Annotated in this window: 14 protein-coding genes and 1 pseudogene; 4 read left to right on the forward strand and 11 right to left on the reverse strand. The window is 66.4% G+C overall.

What is annotated here, in order from left to right; translation table 11 throughout:
- Positions 1-93: 93 nt before the first annotated feature.
- Positions 94-480, reverse strand: coding sequence for a hypothetical protein (locus AC50YM_RS02800; protein WP_494955491.1), 387 nt, complete (start codon positions 478-480; stop codon positions 94-96).
- A 58-nt stretch (positions 481-538) separates the two neighbouring features.
- Positions 539-1,003: a MarR family winged helix-turn-helix transcriptional regulator gene (locus AC50YM_RS02805; RefSeq protein ID WP_494955492.1), complete on the reverse strand. Its 465-nt coding sequence runs from the start codon at positions 1,001-1,003 to the stop codon at positions 539-541.
- 170 nt (positions 1,004-1,173) lie between these two features.
- Here AC50YM_RS02805 and AC50YM_RS02810 point away from each other — a divergent pair, with 170 nt between their 5' ends.
- A complete protein-coding gene (locus tag AC50YM_RS02810) occupies positions 1,174-1,365 on the forward strand; it encodes a hypothetical protein (protein ID WP_494955493.1) in 192 nt (63 codons plus the stop codon).
- A 316-nt stretch (positions 1,366-1,681) separates the two neighbouring features.
- Positions 1,682-3,284 (forward strand): annotated as a pseudogene (locus AC50YM_RS02815) (HNH endonuclease).
- Between the two features lie 66 nt (positions 3,285-3,350).
- Here the strand turns inward: AC50YM_RS02815 and AC50YM_RS02820 are convergent.
- Complete coding sequence (locus tag AC50YM_RS02820; protein WP_494955494.1) at positions 3,351-4,220, reverse strand: sulfurtransferase; 870 nt, start codon at positions 4,218-4,220, stop codon at positions 3,351-3,353.
- Positions 4,221-4,267: 47 nt separating this feature from the next.
- On the opposite strand from AC50YM_RS02820, the gene AC50YM_RS02825 reads away from it, so the two are divergent.
- On the forward strand, positions 4,268-5,428 hold the full coding sequence (locus tag AC50YM_RS02825) for a PLP-dependent cysteine synthase family protein (RefSeq protein WP_494955495.1): 1,161 nt from the start codon (positions 4,268-4,270) through the stop codon (positions 5,426-5,428).
- Between the two features lie 42 nt (positions 5,429-5,470).
- Here the strand turns inward: AC50YM_RS02825 and AC50YM_RS02830 are convergent, their stop codons facing one another.
- Positions 5,471-6,127, reverse strand: coding sequence for an MBL fold metallo-hydrolase (locus AC50YM_RS02830; protein ID WP_494955496.1), 657 nt, complete (start codon positions 6,125-6,127; stop codon positions 5,471-5,473).
- Positions 6,128-6,232: 105 nt separating this feature from the next.
- On the opposite strand from AC50YM_RS02830, the gene AC50YM_RS02835 reads away from it, so the two are divergent.
- The gene (locus tag AC50YM_RS02835) at positions 6,233-6,694 is read left to right on the forward strand and encodes a Fur family transcriptional regulator (RefSeq protein WP_494955633.1); all 462 of its coding nucleotides are present in this window, start codon (positions 6,233-6,235) and stop codon (positions 6,692-6,694) included.
- Positions 6,695-6,831: 137 nt separating this feature from the next.
- On the opposite strand, the gene AC50YM_RS02840 is transcribed toward AC50YM_RS02835, so the two are convergent.
- From AC50YM_RS02840 to AC50YM_RS02870, 7 genes are all read right to left on the reverse strand, one after another.
- On the reverse strand, positions 6,832-8,457 hold the full coding sequence (locus tag AC50YM_RS02840) for an MDR family MFS transporter (RefSeq protein WP_494955497.1): 1,626 nt from the start codon (positions 8,455-8,457) through the stop codon (positions 6,832-6,834).
- Positions 8,454-9,083 carry a TetR/AcrR family transcriptional regulator gene (locus AC50YM_RS02845; RefSeq protein ID WP_494955498.1) on the reverse strand — a complete coding sequence of 210 codons (630 nt, stop codon included), beginning with the start codon at positions 9,081-9,083 and terminating at the stop codon, positions 8,454-8,456. The genes AC50YM_RS02840 and AC50YM_RS02845 overlap by 4 nt, the downstream gene beginning before the upstream one ends.
- A gap of 84 nt (positions 9,084-9,167) precedes the next feature.
- Positions 9,168-10,058 carry a metal ABC transporter permease gene (locus tag AC50YM_RS02850; RefSeq protein WP_494955499.1) on the reverse strand — a complete coding sequence of 297 codons (891 nt, stop codon included), beginning with the start codon at positions 10,056-10,058 and terminating at the stop codon, positions 9,168-9,170.
- Entirely contained in the window at positions 10,059-10,874 is an 816-nt protein-coding gene (locus AC50YM_RS02855; protein WP_494955500.1) for a metal ABC transporter ATP-binding protein, read from the reverse strand.
- Between the two features lie 109 nt (positions 10,875-10,983).
- On the reverse strand, positions 10,984-11,949 hold the full coding sequence (locus AC50YM_RS02860) for a metal ABC transporter solute-binding protein, Zn/Mn family (protein ID WP_494955501.1): 966 nt from the start codon (positions 11,947-11,949) through the stop codon (positions 10,984-10,986).
- Positions 11,950-12,048: 99 nt separating this feature from the next.
- Complete coding sequence (locus AC50YM_RS02865) at positions 12,049-13,116, reverse strand: hemolysin family protein (RefSeq protein ID WP_494955502.1); 1,068 nt, start codon at positions 13,114-13,116, stop codon at positions 12,049-12,051.
- Entirely contained in the window at positions 13,113-14,450 is a 1,338-nt protein-coding gene (locus AC50YM_RS02870; protein ID WP_494955503.1) for a hemolysin family protein, read from the reverse strand. Before AC50YM_RS02870 ends, AC50YM_RS02865 begins: the two co-directional genes overlap by 4 nt.
- Between the last annotated feature and the right edge of the window lie 237 nt (positions 14,451-14,687).

Genomic DNA, 14,687 nt, shown 5'->3' on the forward strand with positions numbered 1-14,687 from the left:
TTCGACGCTACCCCCGGCTGCTGCCACTAAGCCATTTGGGCCCGCCGCGGCCGGTGGGGTCGAGTGTCAGTGCCGGGGAAAATCTGTAATCCATCAGCTGAGCGCAAGGACAAGGTACATGGCTGCGAGGACCAGCGCCACAGGGGTCATGATGAGGCGTTCCGGTTTGCTCCGGGAGATCCCATTCATCACCACGCCCAGTGCAAAGTATGCTGTCAGCCCCCATATGAAGACCGCGGTGACGGTCTCGTTGACCATGGGCGGGGACACGTTGGCCCTGGCCAGCGCCGCGTAGCCGAACAGGGCGTAGAGGGCAAGGGACACGGCGCTTCCGACCCTGAGCCTGACGGGGAGGACGTCGTGATGTCCTCCCCACGCCATTCTCCCGAGCGGCGCCCCGCCGATGAGGGCTGCCTGAAAGATGCCGAGGCCAACCAGAATGGCGCAGGCGACCAGGGCAGCGAACTGAGCTATCTGCATTGGATAACCAACCTGGGGTCCTGTCGCAAGCAATGTCGGGTCCGCGTTGCACTCGAGGTCATGGGCGTTCCTTGTCTTCAGCGGTGAGCTCGCGCAGGGCATTGTCGATAATCCGGTCGAGCTGTTGAATCAATGCTTTGACATCTACTCCCGCATCAACTCCGTCCTGATGGGACTCGAGGCCCTGCCAGGCGCGTTCCAGCAGCGCCGATCCCTTCTCGGACAACGAGATCGTGTTCGCCCGGGCGTCGTCCGGGTGGGGCCGTACTGTGACGAGATCCTCCTCGAGGAGCCGACCGAGCCGCTGGGTGATTGACGCCCGCGACACGTCAAGCCTGTCGGCAACTTGTCGTTGAGTTTGCTGGCCCGCTGTTCCGACGGTGAGCAGTACCAGGAAACCCGAATAGCGGATTCCGTGATGTTGCTGGAGGTAGCGGTCTGCAACCCGGTCCACCAGCGCAGTGGCGCGGTGCAGCTTGAACACTGCGCTGTCGACGATGGATTGTTGTTCCCTGTCCTTCATATCGTTAAGTAGTTAACTAAAATCCCTTGTTGTCAAGGGTGGCCTCGCGGCAAGGACTGGAGCACCGGAGCACCGACCTTAGCGGGCTGGCCTACTTTTTTGGCTTGCGACCGTCTCGGTTGCCTGGCGGGACAGCGCTAATTGTCACTGGTGCCTGATTGACTGTTCTTGTGGACGGCAATCAGGAAGCCGAGGTAGTCCCGGCAGCAGCTGACAGCGGCCCCCTCGGTGACCCGCTCACCGAAGGGACCTGCGGGCTCGGCGCGGTCCGGACCGCCGGCGACGACGCCGGGCTGGTCGGCCACCTCCATGAACGGGACGGCCTGAAGTACGCCGCGGCTGCTTTCTCCGCTTCGTCCTAGCGATTCCAGTGTCAGAGCCCCGAGGTTAACTGTCGGAGGCTCGAGGTTGAATAAGTATGTGGACGGAAATCAGGGGCCCAGAGTGGTTCCGGCAGCAGAGAGCAGCGGAACGGACCCTGGTTCGGTCGCCGGGGTGGCCCGTTACCTGGCCACGGACCGGCCTTCCGCTAACGACGGCGGTGCCGGCCTGATCGGGCAGCTCCATGAACGGGAGGACCGGAAGTACGCCGCGGCCGGTTCCTCCGCTTCGAGCACGGGCGATTCCAGTGTCAGAGCCCCGAGGTTAAGTGTCGGAGGCCCGAGGTTGAATGGGTCCATGGACGGAAATCTCGGGCCCGGAGTGGTTCAGGCAGCAGTGGGGTGCGACTGCGCCTGTGGTTGCGGGAAGCGGCCGTCCACGGAAGATGCAGGCACAGCGCTGTGCGGTGGCGGGCCGGAGCTGGACGGTGCGGGGTTGATTGCTGAAATCCGGGCCCTGGAAGACAGAAAGTCTGCCCTCGCTGCCCGACAGGCCCAGCTCTCGGTCGCCTTCGATCTGCGCCACCGCCGCGAACAGAGGGACCTTGGGGTGCCTCCGGCGGAGCTGGGCGCCGGGGTCGGCGCGCAGATCGCCCTGGCCCGCCGGGAATCCCCGGCCCGCGGCGGACGGCTCCTGGGCCTGGCCAAGGCGCTCGTCACCGAAATGCCGCACACCCTCGCCGCGCTGGAAACCGGGCAGCTCAACGAATGGCGCGCCACCCTGCTGGTGAAAGAAACCGCGTGCCTGTCCGCGGCCGACCGCTGCGCCGTCGACGAAGAGCTCGCCGCCGACACCGGGACCTTCGACGGCGCCGGGGACCGGCAAATCATCGCTGCGGCCCGGACCGCGGCGTACCGGCGGGATCCCCGCTCCGTCACCCAACGCGCCAGCCACGCCGCCACCGAACGGCACGTCAGCCTCCGCCCGGCCCCGGACACCATGTGCTACCTCACCGCCCTGCTCCCGCTCTCCGCCGGCGTCGCCGCCTACGCCGCCCTGACCCTGGCCCGCGGACACCCTGCGCTCCGGCGGGGACCCCCGCACCCGGGGCCAGCTCATGGCCGACGCACTCGTCGAACGCAGCACCGGAAAAGGCGGCGGGATCAGCGGCATCGAGATCCAGCTCATCATGACCGACCGCACCCTCTTCCAGGGCGACAGCGAACCTGCCAGACTCCCCGGCTACGGCATCGTCCCCGCAGGCTGGGCCCGCGACCTACTCAAAACCACCGCAACCGGCGCGGAGAAGACAGGGACGGGGCACGCCCGTGCCGGTGCCGGCGCAGCTGGCGCCGCGACCGGGAACCCTGCTGGGGACGTTCCCGGGGATGCTGCCGGAGATCGGGCCCTGAACGTCTGGCTCCGCCGGCTCTACACCGCCCCCGGCACCGGCGACCTCACCGCAATGGACTCCCGCGCCCGGCTCTTCCCACCCGGCCTGCGCCGCTTCCTCACCGCCCGCGACGACACCTGCCGCACCCCGTACTGCGACGCCCCCATCAGACATTTCGACCACATCGTCCCCTGGCACCACGGCGGCACCACAACCCAAATCAATGGTGCCGGGCTCTGCGAGGCCTGCAACCACACCAAAGAAACCCCCGGCTGGACCGCACGCCCGCGCCCCGGACCCCGCCACACCATCGAAACCACCACCCCCACCGGCCACACCTACCAATCCACCGCACCACCGCTCCCTGGTACCACGCCGGGACTGACGCCCGGCACGGTGCCCGGAACGGCGCCCGCAATGGCGGGGGCGGAAACACCGCCCGGAGCGACCGCCAACAGAACGGCGCCGGACCACCCCGTCGATCTCAACCGGCACCACCACCGCGAACTCCGCCGCCGGGCCAAGATCCTGGTCCGCGCGCGCTATCACGCCCGGTTGGCCGCCTAGGCAAGCTGCGTTGGCAAGCAGAGTACGGGGAGCGACAACTGCTGTGCCCAAAGACGTGGCCGCTCCTTACTGGGCGGTGGTTTCACCATTCGGCGCAGCCCCGGTCACCACGGGGTTCGAGGGTTCGTTGGACCACTCAGAGAAGGACCCCGGATAAAGCGCCGCCGGGAATCCGGCGATTTCGAGGGCCGCAATTTCGTGGGCTGCGGTCACGCCGGAACCGCAGTAAACGGCGGTCGGGTGGTCGTCGCGCACGCCGAGTCCGGCGAACCGGTCGCGCAGCGTCTCCGCGGGCAGGAACCTGCCGTCTGCGCCGAGGTTGGCTGTGGTGGGGGCACTCACGGCTCCGGGGATATGGCCGGCACGCGGGTCCACCGGCTCGAATTCTCCGCGGTACCGCTCCCCCGCCCGCGCATCCAGCAGAAGCCCCTGCCGCCCCCAACTCGCCGCCTGGCCGGCGTCGATCACGGTCATGGCCCCGTCCTTCAGCACCACGTCCCCAGGCTCTGCGTGCCGTTCCCCGCTTTCGAGGTCAAAGCCGGCGTCCCGCCAGGCGGCGAGTCCGCCGTCGAGCAGGTAGACGTCCGGAAGGCCCGCGTTCCGGAGCATCCACCACAGCCGGGCCGCGGCCAGGTTGCCGCTGTCGTCATAGGCCACCACAACGTCACCGTTACGGACACCCCAGCCGCGGGCGGACGCCTGGAACCGGGCCAACGGCGGAAGCGGGTGGCGGCCGCGGCCCGGATCCGCGGGGCCGGCCAGCTCATTGGCGAGGTCCACAAAGACCGCACCCGGGAGGTGTTCCGCGAGGTAGTGTGCCCGGCCGTGCGGGTCGCCCAGCGCCCATCGCACGTCCAGCAACACTGTCCGCCGTTGCGTTTGGCCGGTGCCGTCGAGACGGTCCTTCAGGGTGGCGACATCCATCAAGGTCTGCATCCGCCAACTCTATCCAGCGGGTCTGCGTGCCCGGGTAGGCTGGTGCGGTGATCAGAGTTCGACAGCAGGACAGGGATTGGGTCGACGCGGCCATCCGCCGCATCAACGCAGAGACGAACCGGTCCGCGGACACCCATCTGTACTCCATTCCGCTTCCGGCACCCTGGGGCGTCCAGCTTTACATCAAGGACGAGTCAACACACCGGACCGGCAGCCTCAAGCACCGCCTGGCCCGTTCGCTGTTCCTCTACGGGCTGGCAAGCGGCTGGATCTCGGAGGGAACCACCATTGTTGAGGCCTCCAGCGGCAGCACGGCAGTCTCGGAGGCCTATTTCGCCCAGCTGCTGGGGCTGCCGTTCATTGCGGTAATGGCCCGGACGACCAGCCGGGAGAAAATCGCCCTGATTGAGCAGTTCGGCGGATCCTGCCTGCTCGTCGACCACGCCTCGGAGGTCTACGACGCCGCAGCGGACCTGGCGCAGCGCACCAACGGCCACTACATGGACCAGTTCACCTACGCCGAACGGGCCACCGACTGGCGCGGCAACAACAATATTGCCGAGTCAATCTTCGGCCAGCTCGCCCTGGAAGAACACCCGATCCCCCGCTGGATCGTGGTGGGCGCCGGCACCGGCGGCACCAGTGCCACCATCGGCCGTTACCTCCGGTACCACTGCCACGACACGGGCCTTGCCGTGGTGGATCCGGAGAACTCCGCGTTTTACCCAGGCTGGCTGGAGAGCCGCGGAGGCTCCGACGGCGGACCCGCAAGCCATGCGGCCGCCAACCCTGGCACTGCCGGCACCCCCGGCGCGGCACTCAGCGCCGCCGCCGTGGGCAGTCAGCCCTCGCGGATCGAGGGAATCGGCCGGGCCCGGCTGGAACCCAGCTTTGTCCCGGCGGTGATCGACCACATGATCCCGGTCCCGGACGCGGCATCGGTGGCGGCAATGCGTCACCTGCATGATTTCGCCGGGCTGCAGGCGGGACCCTCCACCGGTACCAACCTGTGGGGCGTCTGGCAGCTGATCGCAGCGATGATCGCCGTGGGCAGCCGGGGCAGTGTCGTCACGCTGATGTGCGACGGCGCCGACCGTTACGCCGGCAATTACTACAGCCCGGAGTGGATCCGGTCCCAGGGCCTGGACCCCGCACCGCATGAAGCGACTCTCCGGCAGTTCTTCGCCGGCGGCGTCTGGCCGGCTTAGCGCCCGGCCGTCTCCAAGCCCTTAACTCCTGGACCTCGACTCCTACACCTCGACACTCTCCCCGCTCGCGAGGTGTCGGTATTCGGTGCCGTACTTGGCGCCGAACCGGGTCACATGCCCTTCCACCAGCCGGCGCCCGTTCTCGTTGAGCAGCGCATCGTGGATCGGGAAGGCCTTCGGCGCACGGACGCCGATCACAAAATCGACGACCTCGCCCACCTTGTTCCACGGAGCGTGGACGGGCACCAGCAGCGTCTGGACCTCCACGCCGTCGGGCACAATGAAGGAATCGCCCGGGTGGTAGACGTTGGAGTCCACGAAGTAGCCGATATTCGCCACCACCGGAATCTGCGGATGGATCAGCGCGTGCTGCCCGCCGAAGCACCGGATGGAGAATCCGGCCGCTTCGAATTCCCCGCCGGGCGCCACCGTATGGATTCTGGGCCCGGCGTCGGGCGCCTTTTCCCGCAGTTGGGCCGCGACGCCGGCCGGTGCAAAAAGTTGCAGCGACCCTCCGGCCGTCAGCGCGGCCGCGACGGCATCGACGTCGACGTGGTCGCCATGCTCGTGTGTGATCAGCACGGCGTCGGCGCCGGACAGCGCTACATCGGTTTCAGAGAAGTTTCCCGGGTCGAACACCAGCGCCTTCCCGTCCTTCTCGAGCCGGACACAGGCATGCGTGAACTTCGTCAGCTTCATCCGGCCAGCCTAGGGTGCCTTCCCGGCGGTGTCCACGGACCCGGCTGGTAATCTGGGAGCTTGCCACCACCCCTTTCGAGACCCCCCAACGAAGCGAGTTTGACGATGTCCCAGGGCGCCACAGCCGACGGCAGCAGCACGACGCTGCCGGTCCCTGCCGCGGTCAAGGAGCAGCGCGTCACGAAGCAGCGCCTCGCGGTCAGCGCCGTCCTGGACGAGCTGCCGGACTTCGTCAGCACCCAGGAACTGCACCGCATTCTGCAGGACCGCGGCACTTCGGTGTCGCTCGCCACTTCCTACCGCATCCTGCAGTCCCTCGCGGACGAGGGTCTGGTGGACGTGCTCCGGAACGCCGACGGCGAGGCCGTGTACCGGCGCTGCGCTGTCACCGGCCACCACCACCATCTGCTGTGCCGCAGCTGCGGTAAAGCCGTCGAAGTCGAGGCGCCCGCCGTCGAGGCCTGGGCAGCGCGGACGGCGGCCGAGCACGGCTTCACCGTCGTGGAACACACCGTCGAGATTTTCGGACTGTGCCCGGACTGCACGGCACGGGCTACCGGCGACTAGGCACAGGCCCCAAGGCGAACGAAATACACCGCAGGCCGGGCTGCAGAATCTGCAACCCGGCCCGCGGTGTAGTCGAACTTCCGCCGGTCATTCCCTGGAATTAGTGAGTACCTGGAACCGGTAGTCCATGGAGCCGGCTAGTGCCTGGCGCGCGTGGCCGGTACGAGGGCCTCGTCGTCGGCGTCGTCGGCGGTGATCAGGATGTTGCCTTCCGAAAGGGACTCGGAGAGCACATCGTGCTCGATTGCGGTGGCGAGCGGCTTCTGCTTGATGAAGCACATCAGCACCGCGGCGCCCAGCGCCAGCGGAACCATCCAGATGAAGATGGGGGTCAGCGCGTCATTGTAGGAGGAGATGATGGCCTCCTTGATCGGTGCCGGCAGGTGGCTGACCACCGCGGGAGTCAGCGAGTTGGATCCCCCCGGTGTGCCGCCGCCGGTCGCCGCGGCCGGCAGACGGCCGGCGAGCAGCTCGGCCAGCCGGCTCGCGAAGAGGCTTCCGACCACGGCGGAGCCAAGCGTGGCCCCGATCTGCCGGAAGAAGTTGTTCGACGCCGTGGCCGTGCCGACTTCGCGCAGCGGGAAGGAGTTCTGCACGATGAGCACCATGATCTGCATGCTCAGGCCCAGGCCCAGGCCCATCACGGCCAGGTAGGCGCAGATTTCCCAGAGGGGTGATTCCGGCTTGAGCGTGGAGAGGAGCACGAGCGCAATCGCGACCAGCACGCCGCCGGCGATGGGCATCCACTTGTAGCGGCCGGTCCGGCTGACCAGCTGGCCGGAGACCACGGAGGCTACCAGCAGGGCGCCCATCATCGGGATCATCAGCAGCCCGGATTCGGTGGCGTTGACGCTGAAGGCCATCTGGAGATATGTCGGCAGGTAGCCGATGGCTCCGAACATGGCCACACCGATGAGCAGGCCGGCAATGGTCGCCAGGTTGAAGTTGAGGTCCTTGAACAGGTGCAGGGGGATGATCGGTTCGGCCGTGCGGCGCTCCACCAGGACAAAGCCAATCGCGCTGACCACTGTGCCGGCGATCAGTCCAAGGATGATGGGGTTGGTCCATTCGTACTTGCCGCCGCCCCAGGTCGCGAACAGTACAAGGCAGGTCGTCGCGATCGCGAGCAGCACCATACCGCCCAGGTCCAGGCGCGGTTTGCCGCTGTGCTTGGGCAGCTTCAGGAAGAACACGGCACCGGCCAGCGCGAGCAGGCCCAGGGGGATGTTGATCCAGAACACCCAGCGCCAGCCGGGTCCCTCGGTGAACCAGCCGCCCAGCAGCGGGCCGGCGACGGAGGCAATGGCGAAGACGCCGCCCATCATGCCCATGTACTTGCCGCGTTCGCGGGCCGGTACAACGTCGGCGATAACGGCCTGCGAGAGGATCATCAAACCGCCGCCGCCGAGGCCCTGGACGACGCGGGCCGCAATCAGCACGCCCATGTCGTTGGCGAGGCCGCCGATGACTGAACCGATCATGAACAGGATGATGGCAGCCATCAGCAGGGCTTTGCGGCCCATCAGGTCACCGAGCTTGCCGTAGATCGGCATGGTGATGGTGGAGGCGAGGATGAAGGCGGTAATAACCCAGAGCATGTCACTGACGCCGTGGAGCTCGCCCACAATGGTGGGCAGTGCCGTGCTAAGCACGGTCTGGTTCAGCGACGCGAGAAGCATCGAGAGCATCAGGCCCACGAAGAGCAGCACCATGTGCTGCTTTCCTTCGGCCGGTCCCGCGGCGGGGACAGCTTGCTTGGTCATGAAATTTTCCTTAGTAAATGGTGGAGCAGTGTCAATGACGGCTCCAGGGTCTCCGCGGAGATTCCCTCGGCCGGGTCGAAATCAGCTGAAGTGATATTGAAGCGGATGGGGACGCCGGCGATCATGACGAGCATGCGCGCGGCCTCCTCGGGGCCGAAGCCTTCGGTGCCGTCCGACCACGCGGGATCCTGGGCCAGCAACGCGGCTATCCCCTGGGTGACGAGCCTTTCGGCCTTGACCATGTAGTCCATGTGGCGGCGGCTGAGATTGGGATCCCGGGTAATCAGCAGCCGGCGGCGTGCGCGGTTGGTACCGCCGATCGCCGTCCAGGCAACGGTCATCAGCAGCCGCGAGACCTGCCCCACCAGGTCATCCGCCGTGACGGAGATCCGGGACAGCTGCGCCGCATCGAGGACAGGCTCCCGCAGCCCCACGATGGCGTCTTCCTTCACCTCGAAATAGTTGAAGAAAGTCCGGGGGGAAACCCCGGCAGTGGCGGCAATGGCCTCCACTGTGGTCTGGTCAACGCCGTGTTCAAGGGCAAGGGATGCGGCCGACTCATGAAGCGCCGCCCAGGTCTCAGCTTTTTTGCGCTCGCGAAGGGGCATCGAAGCAACAAAAGTCATGCCTAAAATAATTGCACGACTGCAATGATTGCGCAAATGCAAACTTGCATTGATGCAAATCTGCAGCCCCGGCGCTACGGCGGGTCAGGCCGCCGGCACGGGCGCGGCGCGCAGTACCCGTCCGTTCCTGCCGCGCCTGGTCCGGAGACCACCGACCAGCCGGCAGATGACGTAGATCAGGAAGGACAGTGTGGTTACATACGGGCTGATCGGGATCCGGCCGCCAAGGGCCAGCAGGATGCCGCCGACCGTGGCTGTCATCGCGAAAACCACACTGAGAATCACTACCAGCCTCGGTGAGGATGTCACCCGCATCGCGGCCGCCGCGGGAGTGATCAGCAGCGCCAGCACCAGCAGGGCGCCGACAATCTGGATCGAGAGCGCCACGCTGACGCCGAGCAGCAGCATGAACCCGATAGCCAGGACCCGCACCGGCACACCGCGGGCCGACGCGACGTCGGGGTCCACGCTGGCGAAGGTCAGCGGACGCCAGATGGCCACCAGGGCAAGCATCACTACGACGGCGGCGACCGCCAGCACCTGGAGCTGGACAGTTCCGACGGAGACGATCTGCCCGGTGAGCAGCCCGAACTTATTGGCCGCGCGGCCTTCGTACAGGGAGAGGAACAGAATGCCCAGACCCAAACCGAAGGGCATGATGACGCCGATGATCGAATTCTTGTCCCGGGCGCGGACTCCCATCAGGCCCAGCACCAGCGCCGCCAGGACGGATCCGACCAGCGAGCCCAGGATGATGTCCGCCCCGATCAGCAGGGCAAAGGCCGCGCCGGCAAACGAGAGTTCGGAGATCCCGTGCACGGCAAAGGCCAGGTCACGCTTCATCACGAAGGTTCCCATTAGCCCGCCGAGCAGCCCGAGGACCGCGCCCGCCCAGAGCGAATTCTGGACCAGCACAAGCAGTTCGCCGTAGTTGTCGAAGTTGAAGATGGAGTTGAGCAGGCTCTGCAGATCCATCTAGCCGACCTCGCCCGCCACGACGTGGGCGTCCTCGTGGTGGTGCGTTGCGGCGTCGGGCAGTCCGACGACGATCAGCCGACCGTTCGCGTGGATCACTTCGACGTGGCTGTCGTAGAGATCGGACAGGACCTCGGTGGTCATGACCTCCTCGGGCGCGCCCACCCGGAACCGTCCGCCGGCCAGGTAGAGCACCCGGTCCACGTATTCCATGATCGGATTGATCTCGTGCGTCACGAACACCACGGCACTGTCCTGGTCGCGGCACTGCTTGTTGATCAGCGCACTGACGGCCTGCTGGTGATGGAGGTCCAGGGACAGCAGGGGTTCATCGCAGAGCAGCACCTTCGGGTCGGCGGCCAGCGCCTGCGCCACCCGCAACCGCTGCTGTTCACCGCCGGAGAGCTGGCCTACGGGAACTTTCGCGTAGTCGGCAGCCCCCACCAGCTCGAGCAGCTCATCGATTCTGCGGTTGACCTTCGCGGCGCCGAGCCGGATCCCCCAGCGGTGGCCGTCGACGCCCAGACCGACGAGGTCGCGGGCACGGAGGGGAGTATCCGGGTCGAACGACTTCTGCTGCGGGACATAGCCGATCGCCGGGTTGCCCCGCGCCACGGGCCGGTCGGCCAGGGTGGCCGTGCCGGAACTCAGCTGCTGCAGGCCGAGCAGGACTTTGAGAAACGTGGTTTTGCCACTGCCGTTGGGGCCGAGGACGGCAAAGAATTCGCCCGGGTTGATCTCCAGGTCCAGGCCTTCCCACAGGGTTCGCTCGCCGAACGACAGGGAGGCTCCGCGGAGGCTCACTACGGGTGTCAACTAGGATTTCCTCTAATTCTGCGTTCTACGCGAGCCCTCGGCCCGGGGTCTCGGGCTGGATTCTCGGGCTGGGTTATCTGCTGGTTGTCTGCTGGGTGGTCAGCTAATCCTAGGCCAGGGCCCTGGAGATGTGGTCAACATTCTCGGTCATCCACTGGAGGTAGGACAGGCCGTCCGGCAGGGTCTCACTGAAGTCCACCACCGGCACGCCGGCGGCCGCTGCGGCCTCCTTGACGGCGCGTGTCTGCGGGCCTTCGGTCTGCTGGTTGTAGGCAAGCAGCCGGATGCTGCCCGAGCCCATAAGGTCGGTGGCGGCCTTGAGCACCACGGGCGGCACGTCGCTGTCGTTTTCGATCGCGGCCGTGTACTCGGCCGGAGTCCGGTTTTCCAGCCCTGCAGCCTCGAGCAGGTAGAGCGGGACCGGCTCCGTGACGGCGACGGGCGCCCCGCCCGCGGACGCCTTGATCTCCGCCAGTCCGGTCTCCAGGCTGCCGAGCGAATCCTTGAAGGCTGCGGCGTTGCCGCGGAAGCTCTCGGCCGAGGACGGTTCGAGCTCAGCGAGCTTGGCCGCGACCGCGTCCGCGACACGGGCCATGGCGGGCAGGCTGTACCAGACGTGCTCATTGAAGCCGGCCGGGCTGTGGGCGTGCCCGTCGGCATCCGCGGTGGCGGACGGGCCGGCAGCTTCTTCCGGAGCCAGGCCGGAGAGCTCCACGGCATTCAGGACGCTGCCGTGGTCCAGTCCCGTGTCGTCCGCGAGCTTGTGCAGGAAGTCGTCATAGCCGCCGCCGTTTTCCAGAACCAGCTCGGCTTTGGAGACCGCGAGCTTGTCCTGCGTGGTCGCCTCATAGGAGTGCGGGTCCTGGCTGGTGCGCGTGATGATGGAGTTGACCCGCACCTTATCGCCGCCGATGGTACTGACGATGTCGCCGTACACACTGGTGGACGCGACGACGTCGACGATTCCGTCGCCGCTGCTCCCCTGTTGAGTTCCCGACGTCGGCGCGCACGCCGTCAGCAGCACGGCCAGGCCGGCGAAGGCGGCAGCGATGGCACGGGGAGCGGGATGGCGCACGAAAAACCTCGGATCTGTTATTGAGAATCAGCAGCAATAGCGACTTCGTTGAGTGTATCCCTAAATAGGAATGATTCCTATTTAGGGATCCAGCTCAAGCTACTGCTGGTCCTGCCCGAGCCGCCGGTAGCCAGTGGCCTGGGTGGCATCCCGGATCTCCCCGACGAGTTCCTCGATGACATCCTCGAGGAACAGCACACCCTGGGTGAGGCCGTCCGGGCCGATGACGCGGGCCAGGTGCGAGCCGGTCCGCTGCATCACGGACATGGCCTTCTCGATCTCGTCGTCCATGGCCAGGTTCGCCAGCGACCGGATGTGGCTTTCCGCGATCGGCTGGTGGTAGGCCGCGTCGGGGATGGACAGCACATCCTTGATATGGAGGTAGCCCGAGAGCATCCCGTCCTCGTCGAGCATCGGAAAGCGCGAGAAGCCGGTGCGGCTCACGGCCTTTTCGAATTCCACCGGCGTGGTGGCCGGCTTCAGCATCACCAATTTGTCCAGCGGGACCATAACGCGGGAGGCGGTTTGTTCGGAGAATTCGAGTGCACCGGTGATCAGGCCGGCGTCGTCATCCACGAGCCCGTGGCGGGTCGATTCCTGCACGATCGACTGCACTTCCTCCAGCGTAAAGGAGGATGTGACCTCGTCCTTTGGCTCGATCCGCATCAGTTTCAGGATGTGGTTCGCTGACCAGTTGAGCGCAAAGATCACCGGCTTCACCGCACGGGCGATGTAGATCAGGGGCGGCGCCAGCAGCAGGGCCGCTTTGTCCGCGACGGACACCGAGATGTTCTTCGGGACCATCTCGCCGATGGTGACGTGCAGGAAGGTGACCAGCAGCAGGGCGACGGCGAACGCCGCCACGTTGGCGATTTCCACCGGAACGCCGACCGCTTCCAGCGGCACTGCCATCAGATGGTGGATCGCCGGTTCCGCGACCTGCAGGATCAGCAGTGAACAAACGGTGATGCCCAGCTGCGCGCAAGCCAGCATCAGGGAGACGTTTTCCATGGCGCGCAGGGTGGTTTGCGCGCTTTTGGAGCCGGCCTCGGCCAGGGGTTCGATCTGGCTGCGTCGCGCGGACATGACCGCGAACTCGGCAGCCACGAAGAAGGCATTGCCGAGCAGCAGGATGACCAGCCAGAGAATTCCCGCCCAGTCGCTCATTCGGCACCCACCTCAGTCGTGGAGTGGTTCCCCTGGTGGGCACGGCCGGGCTTGAAGCAGATCCGGTCGATCCGGCGCGCGTCCATCCTGGTGACGCTCAGGGTCCCGCCGCCGACGTCGACAGTGTCTCCCACGGAGGCAATCCGGCCCAGCTTGCTCATGACGTAGCCTCCTACCGTTTCGTAGGCAGATTCGTCGGGAACGGTCAGGCCCGGGATCTGTTCGGAGAGTTCATCGGGGCGCAGCAGACCCGGGAAGTACCAGTCCCCCGAGGCGCTCTGCAGCAGACCTGGCCGGACCTTGTCGTGTTCATCGGCCACTTCCCCGACGATCTCCTCGACAAGATCCTCGAGGGTGGCGATGCCGGCAGTGCCGCCGTACTCGTCAAGGACCACGGCCAGCTGCAGATTGCCTTCGCGCAGTTCCGCCAGCAGGGCGTCCAGGTGGATGGTTTCCGGGACGCGGAGCACGTCGGTCATGATGGCTCCCGCCTCCAGGTTGGCCCGCCGGTCCGAGGGAACGGCGATGGCCTTCTTGATGTGCACCACGCCGCGGATATCGTCCGAGGATTCCCCGATGACCGGGAACCGCGAATACCCGGTGCGGCGCGCCGCCTCCACGATGTCGGACACCGGCTGGTCGCCGTCGATGGTTTCGACCCGGATGCGGGGCGTCATGACGTCTGCCGCGGTCCGGCCGGAGAACTTGAGCGTCCGGGCGATGAAGTTGGCGGTTCCTGCGTCCAGCGTTCCCATCGCCGCCGAGCGGCGCACGAGGGAAGCCAGCTCGGCCGGAGTCCGGGCACCGGAAATTTCTTCCTTGGCCTCCAACCCGAAGATGTTGAGCACTTTGTTGGAGAATCCGTTGAGCACCACGATGGCGGGCTTGAAGATGGCGGTAAAGACCAACTGCGGGCCGGCCAGGGCCTTGCCGACCTGGAACGATAGCGCAATGGCCATGTTTTTGGGAACGAGTTCACCGATCAGCATCGACAGCAGGGTCGCGAAGGCCATCGCCAGGATCAGCGATACCGAAGCCGCCGCGGGTTCGGGCAGCCCCAGGGCGCCCAGCGGCGCCTCGAGCAGCTTGCCGACCGACGGCTCCATGACATAGCCAGTCAGCAGGGTGGTGATGGTGATGCCCAACTGGCAGCTGGAAAGCTGCGTGGACAGGGATTTGAGGCATTTAAGCAGGGGCGCGGCGGCGGTGTCGCCGTCATCCACAGCGCGCTGGACCGTGGCCTGGTCCAGGGCGACGAGCGAAAATTCGACGGCTACGAAGAAGCCGGTTCCCAGGATGAGCAGCACTCCTGCTCCGAGAAGAAGCCACTCCATTTAGCGGCCTTCTTCCGGCGCAGCGGCGAGAAGCGGAGTGCCGCTGGCGGAGAAGCGAGGGGTGGGGTGCCGGAGCAATCGGTCCGGCGGAGGATGGTCGGCCGCGGCCGACCCTGTTTCCTGGAAGGCTCCGGACTGGTGGGTCACCGGAGAATGATGGGCACGTGAACGGGGTTTGCCGGCTCTTCGGGTGGACTGCGCGGTAACGGTTTCCGTTCCCCGCTGACAGCCCCCAGG

This window comes from Pseudarthrobacter sp. RHLT1-30-1, from assembly GCF_059383415.1.